This is a genomic window from Ewingella sp. CoE-038-23 (genome assembly GCF_040419245.1).
Lineage (GTDB): Bacteria > Pseudomonadota > Gammaproteobacteria > Enterobacterales > Enterobacteriaceae > Ewingella > Ewingella allii.
On record NZ_JAZHOH010000001.1, the window covers coordinates 1112593 to 1134274 of the forward strand.

A 21682-nucleotide genomic window follows, 5' to 3' on the forward strand; every position below is an offset into this window, starting at 1 on the left:
GTCAGTTATCATCACCCTAAATATTCAGACCCAATGAGAGACCGATATGATCACCAACCTTCAGCTTGAATCCTTGATTAATCAGAAACTTGATGTCAGTAGCTTCCATGACTATGCGCCGAACGGCTTACAGGTGGAAGGGCGCAAGGAGATCAACCGCGTCGTGACCGGCGTGACGGCTTCTCAGGCTTTACTGGACGCGGCGGTGGAGCACAAGGCCGACGCTATCCTGGTTCACCACGGCTATTTCTGGAAAAACGAGCCAGCCGTGGTGCGCGGCATGAAGCGCAACCGGTTGAAAACTCTGCTACTTAACGACATCAACCTTTACGGCTACCACTTGCCCCTTGACGCCCACCCGGAGTTGGGCAACAACGCGCAGCTGGCCAAAATGTTTGGCATTGAGGTGCTGGGTGAAGTGATGCCGCTAGTGCCTTTCGGCGAGCTGAAAACGCCACTCAGCGGCGAAGCTTTGCGCCAGCGCATTGAAGTGCTGCTGGACCGTAAGGTGCTGCACAGCGGCCAGGGCGGCCCGGCTGAGATTCGTCGCGTGGCCTGGTGCTCCGGCGGCGGTCAGGGCTTTATCCAGCAGGCGGCGGAGTTTGGCGTTGATGCCTTTATCAGCGGCGAAGTCTCCGAGCAGACCATCCACATTGCCCGCGAGATGGGCCTGCACTTCTACGCCGCAGGCCACCACGCCACCGAGCGCTATGGCGTGAAAGCGCTGGGGGAGTGGCTGGAGAAAGAACACAAATTAGAAGTCACATTTATAGATATCGATAACCCAGCTTAAAGGCTATTTTTAGACATTAAAGCACGCGCCGCTCTTTCTCTTCGGGCGGCTCTTCCGGCGCGCTATCTTCCAGCAGGGTGAAGGCGCGCTGTAAGCCGGTATCGGCGTCGGGGTCTGCCCCCTGTGGCGCGAAGGCGCTCGGCTCCTCCTCTTCTTCCTTCTCAATATCATCATTGGCGGCCGCGTCTTCATTGGCCATTTCCGGTGCGGGCATGGTTTCCTGAATCAGCTGCTCATCAAAGGCTGGGTTCAAGGCTGGCGACAGCGGCGAACTGCTCAAGCTGTCCGGCATGGCGATATGCGGCAGTGGCGCATCCACCGCCATCACCGTCTCTTCCTCTTTGGCCGAAGTTCGGCTCAGGGCCACAATCCCGCCGCCGCACAGGGCAAAGAAGGCATACAGAATGTTGCCGCCCAGAGGTTCAATCAGCGCACCCACCGCCAGCGGGCCTATACAGGCACCTACGCCAAAGGCCATCAACAGACAGGCGGAAAGGGAAACGCGCCGCTCCGGCTCAATCATATCATTCGCTAACGCCACCACCAGTGGATAGAGGGTGAACTGCATCAGGCTGACCACAAAGCCGACGCCCAGTAGCACCGGGAAAGAGATATGGGTGAAGATCGCCAGCGGCAGCGCGGTTACCGCCAGCAGCACGGCGTTAATGCGCATCAGCATGTTGCGGTTGTAGTGGTCCGACAGCCAGCTCAGCGGGAACTGCGCCAGCAGCCCGGCGAAAATCGCCAGCGCCATAAACAGGCCGGTTTGCTGAGTGGTTAGCTCTTGCTGGCTGGTGTAAATGGGCGCCAAACCGTAGAACGACCCGACCACCATGCCAATCAGCAGGGTAGTGGCGAGCACCTTAGGAATAGCGCCAATAAAGAACTTCAGCTCCATCGGCGCGGGGGACATATGGCTGACATTGGTGCGGGTGGTTAGAGCAATCGGCACCAGACAGAGGGCGAAGCAGAGCGCGATGATAATCAGCGTGCTGACCCCCAGCCCGTCGTTAATCATCAGCACCACCTGCCCCAGCGCCATGCCGAGATAAGAGGCGACCATATAGAAGCCAAACACCACGCCGCGCTGGGCGGCTTCCGCCTGATCGTTCAGCCAGCTTTCCAGTACCATGTATTGGCACATCATGCACAGGCCGATGATTAAACGCAGCACCACCCAAATCGGGATCATCTCAGTCAGACCGTGGCCTAGCACGGCGGCGGTGATGATCCCCGAGCAGGAGACATAGGCGCGAATATGGCCGACGCGGGCGATAAGGATATGGCCGATTTTACCGCCAATCACCAGCCCGATGTAGTTGGCGGCGATGATGGCACCAATCATTGCGCCGCTGACGTGGATAGCCGACAGCCGCAGAGAGATGTAAGTGGTGAGCAGGCCCGAGCCGAGCAGCATCAGCAGGGTGGTGGTGTAAAGCGGAAAGAATAATGCCAGCGGCTTTTTCAAATCATCTCCCTTGGTGTTTCTAAAAAGGCTTTATCCGAAAGCACAAAAATAAAGCAATAGATTGAGAGTAGCAGTAGAACACGGGAGGCGAAACCTGAAAGGGGTCCGAAACTGGCGGTTGTTGAGTTGACATCCTCCGTCCGTTTCACGCATAACTGTTTCCAGTCTAACGATTTTCTTTCTGCAGTTTATTTAACAGCTGCTTTTGCGGCTGCATCAACAACGGCTTTTTTGAGGAGTGTTTGAGTGCAACGAGCACGGTGTTACCTGTTGGGCGAACGCGCGGTGGTTCTGGAGCTTGAACCGCCAGTTTCATTAGCCAGCCAGCAACGCATTTGGGGACTTGCCCAGCGTTTGCAGGACTATCCCGGCGTGCGGGAAGTGATCCCCGGCATGAATAATCTCACAGTATTACTGACCGACCCGGAAAGCTTTGTGCTGGACGCCATTGAGCGTTTACAGCAGTGGTGGGAAGAGAGTGAGTCGGTGGAGCTTGAGTCGCGAGTGGTTGAAATCCCAGTGATTTACGGCGGCAAGCACGGTCCCGACTTGGAATTTGTTGCCCAGCACACTGGCATGAAACCGCGCAAAGTGGTGGAGTGCCACGCCAGCGCCGAGTACATCGTCTACTTCCTCGGCTTCCAGCCCGGTTTTCCTTATCTCGGCGGCATGCCGGAGAAGCTTAATACCCCGCGCCACGCGGAGCCTCGGCTGGCGGTACCTGCCGGCTCTGTGGGCATTGGCGGCAGCCAAACCGGCATTTACCCACTCATCACCCCCGGCGGCTGGCAAATTATTGGCCATACGCCGCTGGCGATGTTTGACGCGCGCCAGTCCCCGCCAAGCTTGTTGCGTCCCGGAGATAAAGTGCGCTTTGTGCCGCAAAAGGAGGGGGTATGTTAAGCATTATTCGCGCAGGTATTTTTACCACGGTGCAGGATTTAGGCCGCAGCGGCTACCGCCAACTGGGCGTCAGCCAGACCGGCGCGCTGGACGCTCCCGCGCTGCGCATCGCCAACCTGCTGGTGGGCAATGACCAAAACGCCGCCGGGCTGGAAATCACCCTCGGGCAGTTCAGCGCCGAATTTAAACGCGCGGGCTGGATAGCCCTGACTGGTGCAGGCTGCCACGCCGAGCTGGACGGCAAAGTGCTGTGGACCGGCTGGCGTTATCCGGTAAAAGCCGGGCAGGTCATCACCCTCAAAACCCCCGCGCGCGGCATGCGCAGCTATCTGGCGGTGTCCGGCGGTATCGACGTGCCGGAGGTGCTCGGCTCGCGCAGCACCGACCTTAAAACGGCCTTTGGTGGCTTAGAGGGCCGCCCGCTGCGCGACGGCGATAAGCTACCGATCGGCAAGAAAGGCCAGACTCCGCAGCAGTCGACTGGCATCAAACAGCTGCTGTTCGGTAATCGCATTCGCGCGCTGCCGGGGCCGGAATATCTGGAATTTAGCGAAGAGGCGCGCGAGGCGTTTTGGCGCACCTCTTGGCAGCTTAGCCCGCAGAGCAATCGCATGGGGTATCGCCTGCACGGCCATAGTCTGAAACGGGAAAGCAATCGCGAAATGTTGTCCCACGGCCTGATCCCAGGCGTGGTGCAGGTGCCGCACGGCGGCCAGCCCATCGTGCTGATGGCTGACGCGCAGACCACCGGCGGCTATCCGCGCATCGCCTGCGTGATTGAAGCTGACCTCTACAACTTGGCGCAAATCCGCCTCGGCGAGCCGGTGCATTTCGTCAAATGCTCGCTGGAAGAGGCGCAGCTGGCGTCGAAAGAGCAGGAACGCTTTATCGAACAGATTAAGTGGGGGCTGCATGGCCGCTGATCTCAGGGTGGATTTAAACGCCGATCTCGGCGAAGGCTGCGACAACGATCAGGCCCTGCTGCAGTTGGTGAGTTCGGCCAATATTGCCTGCGGCTTCCACGCCGGTGACGCCCAAACCATGCTGCAATCGGTGCGCTGGGCGCTGCAATACGGCGTGGCGATTGGCGCGCACCCAAGCTTCCCGGATCGCGAAAACTTTGGCCGCACGGCGATGCAGCTGCCGCCGGAAACGGTCTATGCGCAGGTGGTGTATCAGCTTGGGGCGCTGGCGGCGATTGCCCGCGCCGAGGGCGGCAAGATGGTGCACGTCAAGCCGCACGGCATGCTTTACAACCAGGCGGCGACTGACCCGGCCTTGGCCGACGCCATTGCCCGCGCGGTGCACAGTGTAGATCCTGCTTTGAAGCTGGTGGGGCTGGCGGGCAGCGAGCTGATTCGCGCCGGATCGCGTTTGGGGCTGGCGACGTCGCAAGAGGTGTTTGCCGATCGCCGCTATCAAAGCAGTGGCAATTTGGTGCCGCGCAGCCAGCCGGATGCGCTGATTGAAAGTGACGAGTTGGCGCTGCAACAGACCCTGATGATGGTTCAACAGCAAAAAGTGGTCAGCCGCGAGGGGGTCGCAGTGCCGGTGCAGGCCGATACTGTCTGCCTGCACGGCGACGGCGAGCACGCTCTGGCCTTCGCCCGCCGTCTGCGCGAGGCGTTTCGTCAGCAGAATATTCAGGTTTCAGCCTGAAACAATAAAAGGATCTCTTATGCGTAAAGTTCTGGTAACCGGTTTTGAGCCCTTTGACGGGGAGCGCCTTAATCCTTCGTGGGAAGTGGTGAAGAAGTTAGAAGATCTGGAGATCTCCGGCGCGCGCATTGTGATTCGCCAACTGCCTTGCGTGTTCGGCAAAGCCATTGACGCGCTGAATGCCGCGATTGATGAAGTGGATCCGGCGATGGTGATCGCGGTGGGGCAGGCGGGCGGTCGGGCTGACTTTAGCGTCGAACGTGTGGCTATCAACGTCGATGATGCAAGAATTCCCGACAATGACGGCAACCAGCCGGTTGACCTGCCTATCGTCGCCGACGGCCCGGCGGCCTACTTCTCACTGCTGCCAATCAAGGCGATTGTCAGCGGGTTGCGCGAGGCGGGCATTCCGGCCTCGGTGTCGCAGACGGCGGGCACTTACGTCTGTAACCACATCATGTACGGCCTGCTGCATCGTCTGGCGCAGCCGGGCTGCAAGGTGGTGAAGGGCGGCTTTATTCATATCCCATATTTGCCCGAACAAGCGGCAAAACATCCCGGCCAGCCGAGTATGTCGGTGAAAACCGTGCTTGAAGCGCTCGAGCTGACCATCGCTATTGCCCTGCATACTGAGGAAGATTTGAGGGTGGCGGGAGGCGCGACGCACTGATGCCTGAAGGTCCTGAAATTCGCCGCGCCGCTGACCAGTTAGTGCGCGCGGTGGTCAATAAACCGCTGACCGACGTCTGGTTTGCCTTTCCCGAGTTACAGCCCTACCAGTCGGCGCTGATTGGCACGCAGATTACGGCGATTGAAACGCGCGGTAAGGCGCTGCTGACGCATTTCTCCAATGGCTTAACCCTCTACAGCCATAATCAGCTGTACGGCGTCTGGCGGGTGGTTGAGGCGGGGCAGCAGCCGAAGGAGAGCAAGCGTTCGCTGCGGGTGAAGCTGCAAAGCACCGACGGTACCATTCTGCTCTACAGCGCGTCTGAGATTGAGATGTGGTCGAGCGATGAGATAGAAAATCATCCGTTCTTGCAGCGTATTGGCCCCGACGTGCTGGATGAGACGCTGACCGTGGAGCAAGTGCGCGAGCGGCTACTCTCTGCCAAATTCCGCAATCGCCAGCTGGGCGGCATGCTGCTCGATCAGGCATTCTTGGCTGGGCTAGGCAACTATTTGCGGGCGGAAATTCTCTGGCAGGCCAAGCTGCTTCCCACGCATAAACCCAAAGACTTGAATGAACAGCAGCTAGATGACTTGGCTGACGCCTGTCTGTCCATTGCACGCTTGTCTTATGCTACGCGCGGGCAGGTGCAGGAGAACAAACATCACGGCGCGCTGTTCAGCTTTCGGGTATTTGGTCGGGCAGGCAAGCCGTGCAAACGCTGTGGCGACACCATTGTGAAAACCTCGGTATCAACCCGACCCTTTTTCTGGTGCCCGGGCTGTCAGCACTAGGTTCTGAGCAATAAAAAAGGCACTCATTGAGTGCCTTTTTCTCGTCTGCTGACAGACTTATTTCTTTTTCACCTGAGAGCTGAAATCACGTTTGTCATAGCCGGTGTACAGCTGACGTGGACGAGCGATTTTGATGCCGTCCTGGTGCATTTCGTTCCAGTGTGCAATCCAGCCCACGGTACGCGCCATCGCGAAGATAACGGTAAACATGGAAGAAGGAATACCCATGGCTTTCAAGATGATGCCTGAGTAGAAGTCTACGTTCGGGTAGAGTTTCTTCTCGATGAAGTACGGGTCGTTCAGCGCGATGTGCTCAAGCTCCATCGCCACTTCCAGCAGGTTGTCTTTCAGATCCAGCTCTTTCAGCACTTCGTGGCAAGTGTCACGCATTACGGTGGCACGAGGGTCATAGTTTTTGTAAACACGGTGACCGAAGCCCATCAGACGGAACGAATCGTTTTTGTCTTTCGCACGTTTGATGAATTCTGGGATGTGATCGACGCTGCTGATCTCTTCAAGCATTTTCAATGCAGCTTCGTTGGCGCCGCCGTGAGCCGGTCCCCAAAGAGATGCGATACCCGCCGCGATACAGGCAAATGGGTTAGCGCCAGAAGAGCCTGCGGTACGCACGGTAGAGGTTGATGCGTTCTGTTCGTGGTCAGCGTGCAGGATAAGAATTCGGTCCATTGCGCGTTCCAGCACTGGGTTCACCACATACTCTTCGCAAGGGGTTGCGAACATCATGTGCAGGAAGTTGCCAGCGTAGGAGAGGTCATTGCGCGGATAAACGAACGGTTGGCCAATGGAATACTTGTAACACATGGCGGCAACGGTCGGCATTTTGGACAGCAGACGGTAAGCAGCGATTTCGCGGTGACGCTCGTTTTCCACGTCGATAGAGTCGTGGTAGAACGCCGCCAGAGCACCGGTCACGCCGCACAGCACGGCCATTGGGTGCGAGTCACGGCGGAAGCCGTGGAACAGGCGAGTGATCTGCTCGTGAACCATGGTGTGGCGTTCAACGATTTTTTTGAAATCTTCGTATTGAGCCTGAGTTGGCGCTTCGCCGTACAGCAGCAAATAGCTCACTTCCAGGAAGGTTGACTCTTTCGCCAACTGATCAATCGGGAAACCGCGGTGTAACAGAACGCCTTCGTCACCGTCGATGTAAGTAATTTTGGATTCGCAAGATGCGGTAGAGGTAAAGCCGGGGTCAAAGGTGAACAAGCCTTTGGAGCCGAGGGTACGAATGTCAATTTCGTCCTGACCCAAGGTGCCGGATAGCACGTCGAGTTCAATTGGGTCTTGACCTTGTAGGGTAAGTGTCGCTTTCTTATCAGCCATTTACAGTCTCCTTAGCGCCTTTATTTTAAAAATCGTCAACAACTGAACAGCCTAAAATATCACCTCAATCCCCGTCATTATTATTTCGGCGGACTCTGCGATCGATTTTAGAAAGGGAACGTAGAGCCAATCGGCTGTGACCTTGGATCACGATTTGACGGACAGGCGACACTTCATCGTTGTTAAAGATTCGATAGATCTTACAATTCTGTTACTCAGCTTTCGGTGGATCAGTACTTACGACAAGGTTATGGATATAACACAATCCCCACTTTTGCATAACTTGGCGTAACAGGGAAGGGTGGATGTGTCTGTCGTAGTCATCACGGATGTGAGCGAATGGCTAATATGTAATGGAAATGTTGATCCAATGTCAAACTACATAATTTATTTTGTTTGGATTGTGAAAAATGGGAGCCTAATCACTGTTTCGCAGAAATGTGACCAAAGCGTTTGTAGGGGAATTGTAATAGGAATGTGATCAACCTATACTTTGCGCCAGGTCTCCGGGTAACCCGAAGTAGGAGCACCCAGCATCACCTTCTTTTGTCTTTCAGGTTAATGGAAAAGCACTGAAGGAATTCATTTTTGCGCCGTTTAAGCACATCGGATGTCGTTGTTTGAGCGCGGGAAATGTGGAGCTTAAGCTCTAATATATCCAAGTAATTGGAATTGTGGGAAGGCGGCAATTGAGCGAGTCACGATGAGCTTACGTCGGTAAGTGATTCGTGCGAGTGAAAGCGGCCAACGCATCCACAATTTCAAGAACGCAGGATAGATGCTGTCTGAACACCGCCAAGGCCGGAGGAAGGAAAATAATAAGACCTTCGTCATCAACGCGATTGCCGCGATCACGAAAAGGTTCTATGAGGTGTGTGGGCAAAACCGTGAAAAAACAAAGACCTGTCAATCTGGATCTGCAAACGATCCGGTTTCCCGTAACTGCAATAGCGTCCATCTTACACCGTGTCTCCGGCGTCATTACCTTCGTCGCTGTCGGTATCCTCCTCTGGCTGCTCGGCATGTCACTCTCTTCGCCTGAAGGGTTTGCACACGCAGCTGAAATCATGAATGGCTTCATTGTGAAATTCATCTTCTGGGGAATACTCACCGCACTGGCCTATCACGTCTGCGGTGGCATTCGTCACTTGCTGATGGATTTCGGCTATATCGAAGAGAGTTTAGCTGTCGGTACCCGTTCAGCCCAAGTGGTGATCGGCCTTACCGTCGTGCTGTCAATTCTGGCTGGAGTCTTCGTATGGTAAACAATGTTTCGGCATTAGGACGCAATGGTGTCCACGACTGGCTGCTGCTGCGCGCATCGGCGATCGTTATCACGCTGTATATCCTTTATATTCTGGGCTTCGTTGTGATGGCTCAGGACATTACTTTTGATGTCTGGCAAGGCTTCTTTGCTTCCTCCATTACCAAAGTATTTACCCTGCTGACGCTGCTTTCGATTCTGATCCACGCGTGGATTGGCATGTGGCAGGTGTTAACGGACTACGTCAAGCCTCTGGCTGTGCGACTGGTGCTGCAACTGGCTATCGTCGTGACGTTAGTGGTTTATCTACTTTATGGAACAATTGTTGTTTGGGGAGCGTAGTCAATGAGTCTGCCAGTCAGAGAGTTTGATGCTGTCGTTATCGGTGCAGGTGGCGCCGGTATGCGTGCCGCATTACAGATTTCACAAACGGGCCAAACTTGCGCCCTGATTTCTAAAGTATTCCCAACCCGCTCCCATACGGTGTCAGCGCAGGGCGGTATCACCGTAGCCCTCGGTAACACCCATGAGGATGACTGGGAATGGCATATGTACGATACCGTGAAAGGCTCCGACTACATCGGTGACCAGGACGCGATTGAATATATGTGTAAAACCGGCCCGGAAGCGATTCTCGAGCTGGAACATATGGGTCTGCCTTTCTCCCGTCTTGACGACGGCCGAATTTATCAGCGTCCGTTTGGTGGCCAGTCGAAGAACTTCGGCGGCGAGCAGGCGGCACGTACTGCGGCAGCGGCTGACCGTACAGGTCACGCCCTGTTGCACACCCTTTATCAGCAGAACCTGAAAAACGGCACCACTATCTTCTCCGAATGGTATTCACTGGATTTAGTGAAAAACCAAGACGGCGCGGTAGTCGGTTGTACTGCCATCTGTATTGAAACCGGCGAAGTTGTTTACTTCAAAGCAAAAGCCACCGTGCTGGCGACCGGCGGTGCAGGCCGTATTTATCAATCCACCACTAACGCACATATCAACACCGGCGACGGCGTAGGTATGGCACTGCGTGCAGGCGTTCCAGTGCAGGATATGGAAATGTGGCAGTTCCACCCGACGGGTATTGCGGGCGCGGGCGTGCTGGTGACCGAAGGTTGCCGTGGTGAAGGTGGTTACCTGCTGAACAAAGACGGCGAGCGCTTCATGGAGCGTTACGCACCTAATGCTAAAGACCTGGCGGGTCGTGACGTGGTGGCGCGTTCCATCATGATCGAAATCCGCGAAGGCCGTGGCTGTGACGGTCCTTGGGGCCCACACGCCAAGCTGAAACTTGACCACTTGGGCAAAGACGTTCTGGAATCACGCCTGCCGGGCATCCTTGAGCTGTCTCGTACCTTTGCTCACGTTGACCCAGTCAAAGAGCCAATCCCGGTTATCCCAACCTGTCACTACATGATGGGCGGCATTCCGACCAAGGTGACCGGTCAGGCGCTGCGCGTGAATGAGAAAGGCGAAGACGTGGTGATCCCAGGTCTGTTCGCAGTAGGCGAAATTGCCTGCGTATCCGTTCACGGTGCTAACCGTCTCGGGGGGAACTCACTGCTCGACCTGGTGGTCTTCGGCCGCGCGGCGGGTCTGCATCTGCAAGAATCCATCAACGAGCAGGGCGACAGCCGCGATGCATCGCAAGATGATATCGACCACGCCCTTGAGCGTCTGAACCGTTGGAACAACACCCGTTCCGGTGAAGATCCGGTGGCGATTCGTAAAGACCTGCAATCCTGTATGCAGCACAACTTCTCGGTATTCCGCGAAGGCGATGCGATGGCGAAAGGTCTGCAAGAGCTGAAAGAGATCCGTGAGCGTCTGAAAAATGCCCGTCTGGATGACACTTCAACAGAATTCAACACCCAGCGCGTTGAATGTCTGGAGCTGGATAACCTGATGGAAACCGCATTCTCCACCGCCGTTTCTGCGAACTACCGTACTGAAAGCCGTGGCGCGCACAGCCGCTTCGACTTCCCAGATCGTGATGATGCTAACTGGCTCTGCCACACGCTTTATCAACCGGAAACTGAGAGCATGACTCGCCGTGAGGTGAACATGCAGCCTAAGCTTCGCGCGGCGTTCCCGCCGAAAGCGCGTACTTACTAGGGCGTTGCGGAGACAGATTATGAAACTCGAATTTTCGATTTATCGCTATAACCCAGATGTTGACGACGCGCCGTACATGAAAGATTACGTACTGGAAGCGGAAGAAGGGCGCGACATGATGGTGCTGGACGCGTTAATCCAGCTGAAAGAGCAGGATCCAACCCTCTCTTTCCGTCGCTCCTGCCGTGAGGGCGTGTGTGGCTCAGACGGCATCAACATGAACGGTAAAAACGGTCTGGCTTGTATCACGCCAGTCTCGGCTTTACAGAAAGGCAGTAAGAAGATTGTTATCCGTCCTCTGCCGGGTCTGCCAGTGGTGCGTGACTTGGTTGTGGACATGGGGCAGTTCTATAAGCAGTATGAGAAAATCAAACCTTACCTGTTGAATGATGGGAAGAATCCTCCGGCGCGCGAGCACTTGCAGATGCCGGAAGAGCGCGAAAAGCTGGACGGATTGTACGAATGTATTCTCTGCGCCTGCTGCTCGACGTCTTGCCCGTCGTTCTGGTGGAACCCGGACAAATTCGTTGGTCCGGCCGGTTTGCTGGCGGCTTATCGCTTCCTGATCGACAGCCGTGACACAGAAACGCAATCTCGTCTGGATAATCTGGACGACGCTTTCAGTGTATTCCGGTGCCACAGCATCATGAACTGTGTCAGCGTGTGTCCTAAAGGCCTTAACCCTACCAAGGCTATCGGTCACATCAAATCGATGCTGCTTCAGCGCGGTGCCTGAGTCAGTAAGATGATGTTCAATAGCGGGAACTCAGGTTCCCGCTAACATTAAGTGAGTTATTGGTAACATATTCGCAACAAGGTGCAACAAAGTTGCCCCCGATTGGAGTAGTATAAGAACAGGAGAAAATAATAAGGTCGGATAACGCAGGGTAGCGCCAAAAGCCAACATGCAACACGAGGCAGCAAGTTGATTTTTGGAGGTTCCTTGACAGAGCCGCAGGCTCCAGACCAATGAACTGAATATGTATGGAAAACCGTCTTACCACGGTGTATCACGGTCAATATTATTAACCACGGCGAAAACTAAAGCTTCAATGCTTAAGGGATCACGATGCAGAACGGCGCAATGAAGGCCTGGCTGGATTCCTCCTATCTGGCGGGTGCAAACCAGTCTTACATAGAACAACTCTATGAAGACTACTTAACCGATCCTGGTTCCGTTGACGATAGCTGGCGTTCAATTTTTAAACAGCTTCCGACAGTGGGTGTCAAACCAGAGCAACTCCATTCTCAAACACGCGATTATTTCCGACGTCTGGCAAAAGACGCTTCTCGCTATAACTCCGCTATCAGCGATCCGGAAACGGATGCCAAGCAAGTTAAAGTGTTGCAGCTGATTAACGCCTTCCGCTTCCGCGGCCACCAGAATGCAAATCTTGATCCTCTCGGCTTGTGGAAACTTGACGACGTGCCTGATTTGGATCCGGCTTTCCACAATCTGACTGAAGCTGATTTCCAGGAAACCTTCAATGTAGGTTCTTTTGCCATTGGTAAAGAAACCATGCAGCTCGGCGAGCTGTACAAAGCACTGAAGCAAACCTATTGCGGCTCTATCGGCGCTGAGTACATGCACATCACTAACACTGAAGAGAAACGCTGGATCCAACAGCGTATCGAATCCGTGGTAGGGCGCGCTAACTTCAGCGATTCAGAGAAAAAAACCTTCCTGAAAGAGCTGACCTCTGCTGAAGGTCTCGAACGTTACCTCGGCGCTAAATTCCCGGGAGCAAAACGCTTCTCGCTGGAAGGTGGCGACGCGCTGGTGCCGATGCTGAAAGAGATGATTCGTCACGCCGGTAAAAACGGTACGCGTGAAGTGGTGCTGGGTATGGCACACCGCGGTCGTTTGAACGTGCTGATCAACGTGCTGGGTAAAAAACCTCAGGACCTGTTCGACGAGTTTGCTGGTAAGCATAAAGAACATCTGGGCACCGGTGACGTTAAGTACCACATGGGCTTCTCCTCCGACGTGGAAACCGAAGGCGGCATGGTTCATCTGGCGCTGGCGTTTAACCCGTCGCATCTGGAAATCGTTAGCCCGGTGGTTATTGGTTCTGTTCGAGCCCGTCGTGACCGTCTGGACGAAGCGCGCAGTAACATGGTTCTGCCAATCACCATTCACGGTGACGCTGCTATCACTGGCCAAGGCGTCGTTCAGGAAACCCTGAACATGTCACTGGCTCGCGGTTATGAAGTGGGCGGTACCGTGCGTATCGTTATCAACAACCAAGTTGGTTTCACCACCTCTAACCCGAAAGACGCGCGTTCTACTGATTACTGTACTGACATCGCGAAAATGGTGCAGGCACCTATTTTCCACGTCAACGCAGATGACCCGGAAGCCGTGGCTTTTGTTACGCGTTTGGCACTGGATTTCCGCAACACCTTTAAACGTGATGTGATGATCGACCTCGTTTGTTATCGCCGTCATGGCCACAACGAAGCCGATGAGCCAAGTGCAACTCAGCCGCTGATGTACCAGAAAATCAAAAAACATCCTACGCCGCGCAAACTGTATGCCGATATTCTGGCTGAGCAGAATGTCGCCAGTGCGGAAGATGCGACCGAAATGGTTAATCTCTACCGTGACGCGCTGGACGCGGGCGACTGTGTAGTGGAAGAGTGGCGTCAAAATGACATGCACACTTTCACCTGGTCTCCGTACCTGAACCACGAGTGGGATGAAGAGTACCCGAGCAAGGTTGATCCTAAGCGTCTGCAAGAACTTGCTCGCCGCGTCAGCCATGTTCCAGAAGCGATTGAAATGCAGGCTCGCGTGGCGAAAATCTACGCCGACCGTATTGAAATGGCCGAAGGCAACAAGAAGTTTGACTGGGGCGGCGCCGAGAACCTGGCTTACGCAACATTGGTCGACGAAGGTATTCCTATCCGTATTTCCGGTGAAGATACCGGCCGTGGCACCTTCTTCCACCGCCATGCCGTCGTTCACAACCAGAAAAACGGTTCTGTCTACGTGCCGCTGTCTAACATTCATAACAGCCAGGGCGAGTTCAACGTCTGGGACTCCGTGCTGTCTGAAGAAGCGGTTCTGGCATTCGAATATGGCTACGCCACGGCTGAGCCGCGCACCCTGACTATCTGGGAAGCGCAGTTCGGTGACTTCGCCAACGGTGCTCAGGTGGTTATCGACCAGTTCATCAGTTCCGGTGAGCAGAAGTGGGGCCGCATGTGTGGTCTGGTGATGCTGCTGCCACACGGCTACGAAGGGCAGGGTCCCGAGCACTCATCCGCACGTCTGGAGCGTTATCTGCAACTCTGCGCTGAGCAGAACATGCAGGTTTGTATCCCGTCGACCCCGGCGCAGGTTTACCACATGATCCGCCGTCAGGCGCTGCGCGGTATGCGCCGTCCGCTGGTGGTGATGTCGCCTAAATCTCTGCTGCGTCATCCTCTGGCCGTTTCGACCATGGATGAGCTGGCAAACGGTAGCTTCCTGCCGGCAATCGGTGAGATTGACGAGCTGGATCCGAAGCAAGTTAAGCGCGTCGTGATGTGTTCCGGTAAGGTCTACTATGACCTGTTGGAGCAACGTCGTAAGAACGAGCAAACTGATGTCGCCATCGTTCGTATCGAGCAGCTGTATCCATTCCCGCACAAAGCAATTCAGGAAGTGCTTGAGAAATTCTCACACGTTCATGATTTCGTTTGGTGTCAGGAAGAGCCGCTGAACCAGGGTGCCTGGTACTGCAGCCAACACAATTTCCGTGAAGTGATTCCTTTCGGGGCTTCTTTACGTTACGCAGGACGTCCGGCGTCTGCCTCTCCGGCAGTTGGCTATATGTCCGTTCACCAGAAGCAGCAACAAGATCTGGTCAATGACGCGTTAAACGTTAATTAACGAATTTTAGAAGGATTGAGAATGAGTAGCGTAGATATTTTGGTCCCTGACCTCCCTGAATCCGTAGCAGACGCCACGGTTGCCACCTGGCACAAAAAGCCGGGCGACAGTGTAGAACGTGATGAAGTTCTGGTTGAAATCGAAACTGACAAAGTGGTTCTGGAAGTGCCTGCAAGTGAAGCCGGTATTCTGGACAGCATCCTCGAAGACGAAGGTGCAACCGTGGTTTCTAAGCAGATTTTGGCGCGCCTGCGTCCGGGCAACAGCACCGGCAAACCAAGCCAAGAGAAAGCGTCTGATAAAGAATCCACGCCTTCACAGCGCCACACTGCGGCACTGGATGACGAAAGCAGCGATGCACTCAGCCCGGCTATCCGCCGCCTGATTGCAGAGCACTCCCTTGACGCCAGCGCTATCAAAGGCAGCGGTGTGGGTGGTCGTCTGACCCGTGAAGATATCGAAGCGCACTTGGCTAAGTCTGGCAAAGACGCTAAGTCTGACGCGGCACCGGCGAAAGCGGAAACTGCGGCTGCTCCGGCTATCGGCGCGCGTAGCGAAAAACGCGTTCCTATGACTCGTCTGCGCAAACGCGTTGCCGAGCGTCTGCTGGAAGCGAAAAACAGCACCGCCATGTTGACGACGTTCAACGAAATCAACATGAAGCCAATCATGGACATGCGTAAGCAGTACGGCGAAGCGTTCGAGAAACGTCACGGCGTGCGTCTGGGCTTCATGTCCTTCTACCTGAAAGCCGTGGTTGAAGCCCTGAAACGCTTCCCAGAAGTTAACGCTTCTATCGATGGCGATGACGTGGTTTACCACAACTACTTCGACGTAAGCATTGCCGTTTCAACTCCACGCGGTCTGGTAACGCCAGTGCTACGCGACGTTGACACGCTGGGTATGGCTGACATCGAGAAGCAAATCAAAGAGCTGGCCATCAAAGGTCGCGACGGTAAGCTGAAAGTAGAAGAACTGACCGGCGGTAACTTCACAGTGACCAACGGCGGCGTATTCGGCTCGCTGATGTCTACACCAATCATCAACCCACCGCAGAGCGCGATCCTTGGCATGCACGCCATTAAAGATCGCCCAATGGCGGTGAATGGTCAGGTTGTTATTCAGCCAATGATGTATCTGGCGCTGTCCTATGACCACCGTCTGGTTGACGGCCGTGAGTCAGTAGGCTTCCTGGTGACCATCAAAGAAATGCTGGAAGATCCGGCTCGTCTGCTGCTGGACGTCTAGTCCAAGCGGGTCAAGAAAAGAGATCGAAAAGTCTATGGCGCGGTGCGCCGTGCCATAGAGATGCCTTACTACTGAATGGATAGAACATCATGAATTTACACGAGTATCAGGCGAAACAGCTGTTCCTACGCTACGGCCTGCCAGCACCATCAGGCTTCGCCTGTTCCACTCCGCGCGAAGCGGAAGAAGCAGCATCAAAAATCGGTGCTGGCCCGTGGGTAGTTAAATGCCAGGTTCACGCTGGCGGCCGCGGTAAAGCGGGCGGCGTGAAAGTGGTTAAAAGCAAAGAAGAGATCCGCGCTTTTGCTGAAAACTGGCTGGGCAAACGCCTGGTTACTTACCAGACAGACGCACAGGGTCAGCCGGTAAACCAGATTCTGGTTGAAGCAGCGACTGATATCGACAAAGAGCTGTATCTCGGCGCAGTAGTAGACCGTAGCTCCCGTCGCGTGGTGTTCATGGCTTCTACCGAAGGCGGCGTGGAAATCGAGAAAGTGGCAGAAGAAACGCCACACTTGATCCACAAAGTTGCTCTGGATCCACTGGCAGGTCCACAGCCTTACCAAGGCCGTGAACTGGCGTTCAAACTGGGTCTGACCGGTAAGCAAGTTCAGCAGTTCACTAAGATCTTCATGGGTCTGGCGACTATCTTCCTTGAGCGCGACCTGGCGCTGATCGAAATCAACCCACTGGTTGTGACCACTGCTGGTGACCTGATCTGCCTCGACGGCAAGCTGGGCGCAGACGGCAACGCACTGTTCCGTCAGCCAGAATTGCGTGAAATGCGCGACCACAGCCAAGAAGATGCCCGTGAATCTCAGGCTGCTCAGTGGGAACTGAACTACGTTGCTCTCGACGGCAACATCGGTTGCATGGTTAACGGCGCGGGTCTGGCGATGGGGACTATGGACATCGTTAAACTGCACGGCGGCGAGCCAGCTAACTTCCTCGACGTAGGCGGCGGCGCAACCAAAGAGCGCGTAACTGAAGCGTTCAAAATCATCTTGTCTGATGAAAAAGTTAAAGCGGTATTCGTTAACATCTTCGGCGGCATCGTGCGCTGTGACCTGATTGCCGACGGTATCATCGGCGCAGTCGCAGAAGTGGGCGTCAACGTGCCAGTGGTGGTACGTCTTGAAGGTAACAATGCCGAGCTGGGTGCTAAGAAATTGGCGGACAGCGGTTTGAACATCATTGCAGCGACCAGCCTGACCAATGCGGCTCAACAAGTCGTCGCGGCAGTGGAGGGGAAATAATGTCGATTTTAATCAACAAGAACACCAAAGTTATCTGCCAAGGCTTCACCGGCAGCCAGGGTACTTTCCACTCTGAACAAGCGGTTGCTTACGGCACCAAAATGGTTGGCGGCGTAACGCCAGGCAAAGGCGGCACCGAGCATCTGGGTCTGCCAGTGTTCAACACCGTGCGCGAAGCCGTGGAATCTACAGGCGCTACGGCTTCTGTGATCTACGTTCCAGCTCCTTTCTGCAAAGATTCCATCCTGGAAGCTATCGATGCAGGCATTAAGCTCATCATCTGTATCACTGAAGGCATCCCAACGCTGGATATGCTGATTGTGAAAGCTAAGCTCGAGCAAACTGACGTGGTAATGATCGGGCCAAACTGTCCGGGCGTTATCACACCGGGCGAATGCAAAATCGGCATCATGCCGGGCCACATTCACAAGCCGGGCAAAGTGGGCATCGTTTCCCGCTCTGGTACCCTGACTTATGAAGCCGTTAAGCAGACCACTGACAACGGCTACGGCCAGTCAAGCTGCGTGGGTATCGGCGGTGACCCGATCCCAGGCTCTAACTTCATCGATATCCTGAAACTGTTCCAGGAAGATCCACAGACTGAAGTTATCGTGATGATCGGTGAGATCGGTGGTAACGCAGAAGAAGAAGCAGCTGCTTACATCAAAGATCACGTGACCAAGCCAGTTGTTGGCTACATCGCGGGCGTGACGGCACCTAAAGGCAAACGCATGGGCCACGCAGGCGCCATCATTGCCGGTGGTAAAGGTACTGCTGACGATAAATTTGCTGCATTGGAAGCCGCTGGCGTGAAGACTGTTCGCAGCCTGGCTGACATCGGCGACGCAGTAAAAGCGGTTCTGCCAAACTAAATAACTTCGCGTTATTATTTAAATTAAGGCCACTTTCGAGTGGCCTTTTTTATTGCTGCTATAATATTTAACAATTATCCATTTAGATGATTATTTTTAACAATTAAGCGTTGGGTTAATTCGAAAATAAATAGGCGTAATTGAATTTATAATGTGGCGGAAATGATATTTGTTTCACCATAAATTCACAAATAATTAACCCATTGGCTTTCAATAAAACCGAATGAAACCAATAATTAACAATGTCTAAGATTTTTTGTAGAAAGCCTAAGAACAATATAGAAATAAATAGCCAGATAGGCTTAAATTGTTGCAGATCAATATCAGGGGATCCTGATGTTTCAGCCATTAATTGACCTGTAAATGGAAATACGATTTAGCTCACGCAAAAACCTATTTATTGTGTGGGATTAGTGGCGTAACATTGTCAACCTGTAGCATCAGTACCCAAGAACAGATCTAGGTTGCTAACTTTTCCAATCTTCACATCCCTTAGCGCTGCGGCCTTTTTTACAGAGTTTTTGCCTACGCATGCGGTGAGATTGGGCGTCAAACGCTACTGTTATCAGTGGTGTATTTGACAGTTTTACTTGTTTGGCAGGTTTTGAAATTGGAAGTCATGAGGCGTTCCGGCAATCGGTTCGTCAGAGAGTCGCAAGTTGGAGTCTTCCTCCGAGGAGCAAGGGGTCAAGATGTTTGATATCGTTGAACTGTCGCGTTTACAGTTTGCTTTAACTGCCATGTACCATTTCTTATTTGTCCCATTAACGCTAGGTATGGCGTTTTTACTGGCAATTATGGAAACGGTATATGTACTTTCCGGCAAACAAATCTATAAAGATATGACCAAATTCTGGGGCAAGTTATTTGCAGTTAACTTTGCTCTGGGTGTGGCCACGGGTTTGACCATGGAATTCCAGTTCGGAACCAACTGGTCATATTTCTCACATTACGTCGGTGATATCTTTGGGGCCCCGCTGGCCATCGAAGGTTTAATGGCGTTCTTCCTTGAATCCACGTTAGTCGGGTTATTCTTCTTCGGCTGGGACCGTTTATCGAAAGTCCAGCACATGACGGTAACCTGGTTTGTCGCGCTCGGCTCAAACTTATCCGCACTCTGGATCCTGGTTGCCAACGGCTGGATGCAAAACCCGATTGCCTCGGACTTCAACTACGAAACCATGCGCATGGAAATGGTCAGCTTCTCCGAGCTGGTCTTAAACCCGGTTGCACAGGTTAAATTCGTTCACACCGTGGCGGCAGGTTATGTCACAGGTGCGATGTTCATTCTGGCTATCAGCTCTTACTACCTGTTGAAAGGCCGCGACGTTGGCTTCGCTAAGCGTTCATTCGCGATCGCAGCAAGCTTCGGTCTGGCTGCTACGCTCTCCGTTATCGTGCTGGGTGATGAATCCGGTTACGAAATGGGTGACGTGCAGAAAACCAAGCTGGCGGCTATCGAAGCAGAGTGGGACACCCAACCTGCACCGGCCAACTTCACGCTGATTGGCCTGCCAAATCAGGACAAGATGGAAAACGAATACTCCATCCAAATTCCTTACCTGCTCGGCCTGATTGCCACGCGCTCCGTCGATACGCCAGTGACGGGTCTGAAAGACCTGATGGCGCAGCATGAAGTGCGCATTCGCAATGGTATGAAGGCGTACACGCTGCTGGAAGAGTTGCGCTCAGGCAATACCGACCCAACCGTGCGTAGCGACTTCGAGAGAACCAAGCAGGATCTCGGCTACGGCATGCTGCTAAAACGCTATACGCCGAACGTGGCGGATGCCACCGAAGCGCAAATCCAGCAGGCGACCAAAGATTCCATTCCTCGCGTTCTGCCACTGTACTTCGCATTCCGTATCATGGTGGCCTGTGGCTTCCTGATGCTGGCCATCATCGGTCTGTCGTTCTTCATGGTACTTCGCGGCAAGATTGGTCAGAAGCGTTGGCTGCACCGCGCGGCGCTGTGGGGCTTACCGCTGCCATGGATCGCCGTCGAAGCAGGGTGGTTTGTTGCCGAATATGGCCGCCAGCCTTGGGCTATCGGTGAGGTCTTGCCGACGGCTATCGCTAACTCTTCGCTGACTCGCGCTGACGTGCTGATGTCGATGGGGCTGATTTGCGGTCTGTACACCTTGTTCCTTATCGCTGAGATGTTCCTGATGTTCAAATTCGCCCGTTTGGGGCCAAGTAGCCTGAAAACTGGCCGCTACCACTTTGAACAACCTTCAGCACCGCTTGAACAAGCTCGGTAATAGGGAGTCTAGCTATGTTTGATTATGAAGTATTACGATTCATCTGGTGGGCATTGATCGGCGTGCTGTTCATTGGCTTCGCCGTGACCGACGGTTTCGACATGGGCGTGGGCATCTTGCTGCGCATCATTGGCAAAACCGACACTGACCGCCGCGTGATGATCAACTCCATTGCTCCGCACTGGGACGGCAACCAAGTCTGGCTGATCACGGCGGGCGGTGCGCTGTTCGCCGCATGGCCAATGGTCTATGCCGCCGCCTTCTCCGGCTTCTATGGCGCGATGATCCTGGTGCTCTGCGCCTTGTTCTTCCGCCCATTAGGTTTCGACTACCGTTCGAAGCTGGAAAACGCGCGCTGGCGTGGCATGTGGGACTGGGGCATCTTCATCGGTAGCTTCGTGCCTGCATTGGTGTTCGGCGTGGCGTTCGGCAACCTGCTGTTGGGCGTGCCATTCCACATCGACAATGACTTGCGCCTGTTCTACACCGGCAGCCTGTTCGAGTTGCTGAATCCGTTTGGCCTGTTGGCGGGTATCGTGAGCCTGACCATGCTCATCACTCAGGGCGCGACCTACCTGCAAATGCGTACCACCGGCGAGCTGCATTTACGCACTCGCACGGCATCGCAGATCTCAGCCTTGGTGATGATGGTGTGCTTCCTGTTAGCGGGCGTGTGGCTGGTGAAAGGGATTGATGGCTATCTGGTGACGTCGACGCTGGATCACGCAGGTCCATCGAACCCACTGCATAAAACCGTCGCACATCAGGCTGGTGCATGGTTGGTGAACTTCAACAATATGCCGAGCCTGTGGGCTATTCCGGCACTGGGCGTTATCTTGCCACTGTTCACCATCCTGTTCTCACGCATTAATAAAGGCGCACTGGCTTTCGTCAGTAACTCACTGACCATCGCTTGCGTTATTTTGACTGCTGGGATCACCATGTTCCCGTTCGTCATGCCGTCGATCACTAACCCTGACGCCAGCCTGACCATGTGGGATGCAACCTCGACATTGCTGACCTTGAAAGTGATGACCGTGGTGGCCTGTATCTTCGTGCCGATCATTCTGATCTACACCAGTTGGGCGTATTACAAGATGTTTGGTCGTCTCGACAAAACTTACATCGAAAACAACAAACACTCTTTGTATTAATCGTTCA

At 54.2% G+C, this 21682-nt stretch carries 18 protein-coding genes; 16 read left to right on the forward strand and 2 right to left on the reverse strand.

What is annotated here, in order from left to right; all coding sequences use genetic code 11:
- The first annotated feature begins 46 nt into the window (after window positions 1-46).
- Entirely contained in the window at window positions 47-793 is a 747-nt protein-coding gene (locus tag V2154_RS05325; RefSeq protein ID WP_437341992.1) for a type 2 GTP cyclohydrolase I, read from the forward strand.
- Between the two features lie 16 nt (window positions 794-809).
- Here the strand turns inward: V2154_RS05325 and V2154_RS05330 are convergent, their stop codons facing one another.
- On the reverse strand, window positions 810-2261 hold the full coding sequence (locus V2154_RS05330; RefSeq protein ID WP_353501360.1) for an MFS transporter: 1452 nt from the start codon (window positions 2259-2261) through the stop codon (window positions 810-812).
- Window positions 2262-2507: 246 nt separating this feature from the next.
- Here V2154_RS05330 and pxpB point away from each other — a divergent pair, with 246 nt between their 5' ends.
- From pxpB to nei, 5 genes are read left to right on the forward strand one after another with little or no spacing between them, the layout of a single operon-like run.
- Window positions 2508-3164 (forward strand): 5-oxoprolinase subunit PxpB, encoded by a 657-nt coding sequence (gene pxpB / locus V2154_RS05335; RefSeq protein ID WP_353501361.1) that lies wholly within the window; start codon window positions 2508-2510, stop codon window positions 3162-3164.
- On the forward strand, window positions 3158-4087 hold the full coding sequence (gene pxpC / locus V2154_RS05340; protein WP_353501362.1) for a 5-oxoprolinase subunit PxpC: 930 nt from the start codon (window positions 3158-3160) through the stop codon (window positions 4085-4087). Before pxpB ends, pxpC begins: the two co-directional genes overlap by 7 nt.
- Window positions 4077-4823 carry a 5-oxoprolinase subunit PxpA gene (gene pxpA / locus V2154_RS05345; protein ID WP_353501363.1) on the forward strand — a complete coding sequence of 249 codons (747 nt, stop codon included), beginning with the start codon at window positions 4077-4079 and terminating at the stop codon, window positions 4821-4823. The genes pxpC and pxpA overlap by 11 nt, the downstream gene beginning before the upstream one ends.
- A gap of 19 nt (window positions 4824-4842) precedes the next feature.
- Window positions 4843-5493: a pyroglutamyl-peptidase I gene (gene pcp / locus V2154_RS05350; RefSeq protein WP_353501364.1), complete on the forward strand. Its 651-nt coding sequence runs from the start codon at window positions 4843-4845 to the stop codon at window positions 5491-5493.
- Entirely contained in the window at window positions 5493-6287 is a 795-nt protein-coding gene (gene nei / locus V2154_RS05355; protein ID WP_353501365.1) for an endonuclease VIII, read from the forward strand. The genes pcp and nei overlap by 1 nt, the downstream gene beginning before the upstream one ends.
- 57 nt (window positions 6288-6344) lie before the next feature.
- Here the strand turns inward: nei and V2154_RS05360 are convergent, their stop codons facing one another.
- A complete protein-coding gene (locus V2154_RS05360; protein WP_353501366.1) occupies window positions 6345-7631 on the reverse strand; it encodes a citrate synthase in 1287 nt (428 codons plus the stop codon).
- An 875-nt stretch (window positions 7632-8506) separates the two neighbouring features.
- On the opposite strand from V2154_RS05360, the gene sdhC reads away from it, so the two are divergent.
- The 10 genes from sdhC (at window position 8507) to cydB (ending at window position 21675) form a co-directional block, all read left to right on the forward strand.
- Window positions 8507-8896 (forward strand): succinate dehydrogenase cytochrome b556 subunit, encoded by a 390-nt coding sequence (sdhC, locus tag V2154_RS05365; protein ID WP_034788669.1) that lies wholly within the window; start codon window positions 8507-8509, stop codon window positions 8894-8896.
- Window positions 8890-9237 (forward strand): succinate dehydrogenase membrane anchor subunit, encoded by a 348-nt coding sequence (sdhD, locus tag V2154_RS05370; RefSeq protein WP_034788463.1) that lies wholly within the window; start codon window positions 8890-8892, stop codon window positions 9235-9237. The genes sdhC and sdhD overlap by 7 nt, the downstream gene beginning before the upstream one ends.
- Before the next feature lie 3 nt (window positions 9238-9240).
- On the forward strand, window positions 9241-11007 hold the full coding sequence (gene sdhA, locus V2154_RS05375) for a succinate dehydrogenase flavoprotein subunit (RefSeq protein WP_034788466.1): 1767 nt from the start codon (window positions 9241-9243) through the stop codon (window positions 11005-11007).
- A gap of 19 nt (window positions 11008-11026) precedes the next feature.
- Entirely contained in the window at window positions 11027-11743 is a 717-nt protein-coding gene (locus V2154_RS05380; protein ID WP_034788470.1) for a succinate dehydrogenase iron-sulfur subunit, read from the forward strand.
- Window positions 11744-12076: 333 nt separating this feature from the next.
- Entirely contained in the window at window positions 12077-14884 is a 2808-nt protein-coding gene (gene sucA, locus V2154_RS05385; protein ID WP_353501367.1) for a 2-oxoglutarate dehydrogenase E1 component, read from the forward strand.
- A 21-nt stretch (window positions 14885-14905) separates the two neighbouring features.
- Window positions 14906-16132 (forward strand): 2-oxoglutarate dehydrogenase complex dihydrolipoyllysine-residue succinyltransferase, encoded by a 1227-nt coding sequence (gene odhB / locus V2154_RS05390; RefSeq protein WP_034788475.1) that lies wholly within the window; start codon window positions 14906-14908, stop codon window positions 16130-16132.
- Window positions 16133-16221: 89 nt separating this feature from the next.
- Complete coding sequence (gene sucC, locus V2154_RS05395; protein WP_034788478.1) at window positions 16222-17388, forward strand: ADP-forming succinate--CoA ligase subunit beta; 1167 nt, start codon at window positions 16222-16224, stop codon at window positions 17386-17388.
- A complete protein-coding gene (gene sucD / locus V2154_RS05400) occupies window positions 17388-18260 on the forward strand; it encodes a succinate--CoA ligase subunit alpha (RefSeq protein WP_034788481.1) in 873 nt (290 codons plus the stop codon). Before sucC ends, sucD begins: the two co-directional genes overlap by 1 nt.
- 692 nt (window positions 18261-18952) lie before the next feature.
- Window positions 18953-20521, forward strand: a complete 1569-nt coding sequence (gene cydA / locus V2154_RS05405; protein ID WP_100937741.1) for a cytochrome ubiquinol oxidase subunit I — start codon at window positions 18953-18955, stop codon at window positions 20519-20521.
- A gap of 14 nt (window positions 20522-20535) precedes the next feature.
- The gene (gene cydB, locus V2154_RS05410; protein WP_353501368.1) at window positions 20536-21675 is read left to right on the forward strand and encodes a cytochrome d ubiquinol oxidase subunit II; all 1140 of its coding nucleotides are present in this window, start codon (window positions 20536-20538) and stop codon (window positions 21673-21675) included.
- Window positions 21676-21682: the final 7 nt, after the last annotated feature.

What these genes read in the sequence shown, in the direction of transcription:
- sdhA (WP_034788466.1), top strand. Translation starts at nt 9,241, where the DNA reads ATGAGTCTGCCAGTCAGAGAGTTTGATGCTGTCGTTATCGGTGCAGGT.
- nei (WP_353501365.1), top strand. Translation starts at nt 5,493, where the DNA reads ATGCCTGAAGGTCCTGAAATTCGCCGCGCCGCTGACCAGTTAGTGCGC.
- V2154_RS05325 (WP_437341992.1), top strand. Translation starts at nt 47, where the DNA reads ATGATCACCAACCTTCAGCTTGAATCCTTGATTAATCAGAAACTTGAT.
- pcp (WP_353501364.1), top strand. Translation starts at nt 4,843, where the DNA reads ATGCGTAAAGTTCTGGTAACCGGTTTTGAGCCCTTTGACGGGGAGCGC.
- pxpC (WP_353501362.1), top strand. Translation starts at nt 3,158, where the DNA reads ATGTTAAGCATTATTCGCGCAGGTATTTTTACCACGGTGCAGGATTTA.
- sucC (WP_034788478.1), top strand. Translation starts at nt 16,222, where the DNA reads ATGAATTTACACGAGTATCAGGCGAAACAGCTGTTCCTACGCTACGGC.
- V2154_RS05380 (WP_034788470.1), top strand. Translation starts at nt 11,027, where the DNA reads ATGAAACTCGAATTTTCGATTTATCGCTATAACCCAGATGTTGACGAC.
- sucD (WP_034788481.1), top strand. Translation starts at nt 17,388, where the DNA reads ATGTCGATTTTAATCAACAAGAACACCAAAGTTATCTGCCAAGGCTTC.
- sdhD (WP_034788463.1), top strand. Translation starts at nt 8,890, where the DNA reads ATGGTAAACAATGTTTCGGCATTAGGACGCAATGGTGTCCACGACTGG.
- odhB (WP_034788475.1), top strand. Translation starts at nt 14,906, where the DNA reads ATGAGTAGCGTAGATATTTTGGTCCCTGACCTCCCTGAATCCGTAGCA.
- V2154_RS05360 (WP_353501366.1), bottom strand. Translation starts at nt 7,631, where the DNA reads ATGGCTGATAAGAAAGCGACACTTACCCTACAAGGTCAAGACCCAATT.
- sucA (WP_353501367.1), top strand. Translation starts at nt 12,077, where the DNA reads ATGCAGAACGGCGCAATGAAGGCCTGGCTGGATTCCTCCTATCTGGCG.
- cydB (WP_353501368.1), top strand. Translation starts at nt 20,536, where the DNA reads ATGTTTGATTATGAAGTATTACGATTCATCTGGTGGGCATTGATCGGC.
- pxpA (WP_353501363.1), top strand. Translation starts at nt 4,077, where the DNA reads ATGGCCGCTGATCTCAGGGTGGATTTAAACGCCGATCTCGGCGAAGGC.
- cydA (WP_100937741.1), top strand. Translation starts at nt 18,953, where the DNA reads ATGTTTGATATCGTTGAACTGTCGCGTTTACAGTTTGCTTTAACTGCC.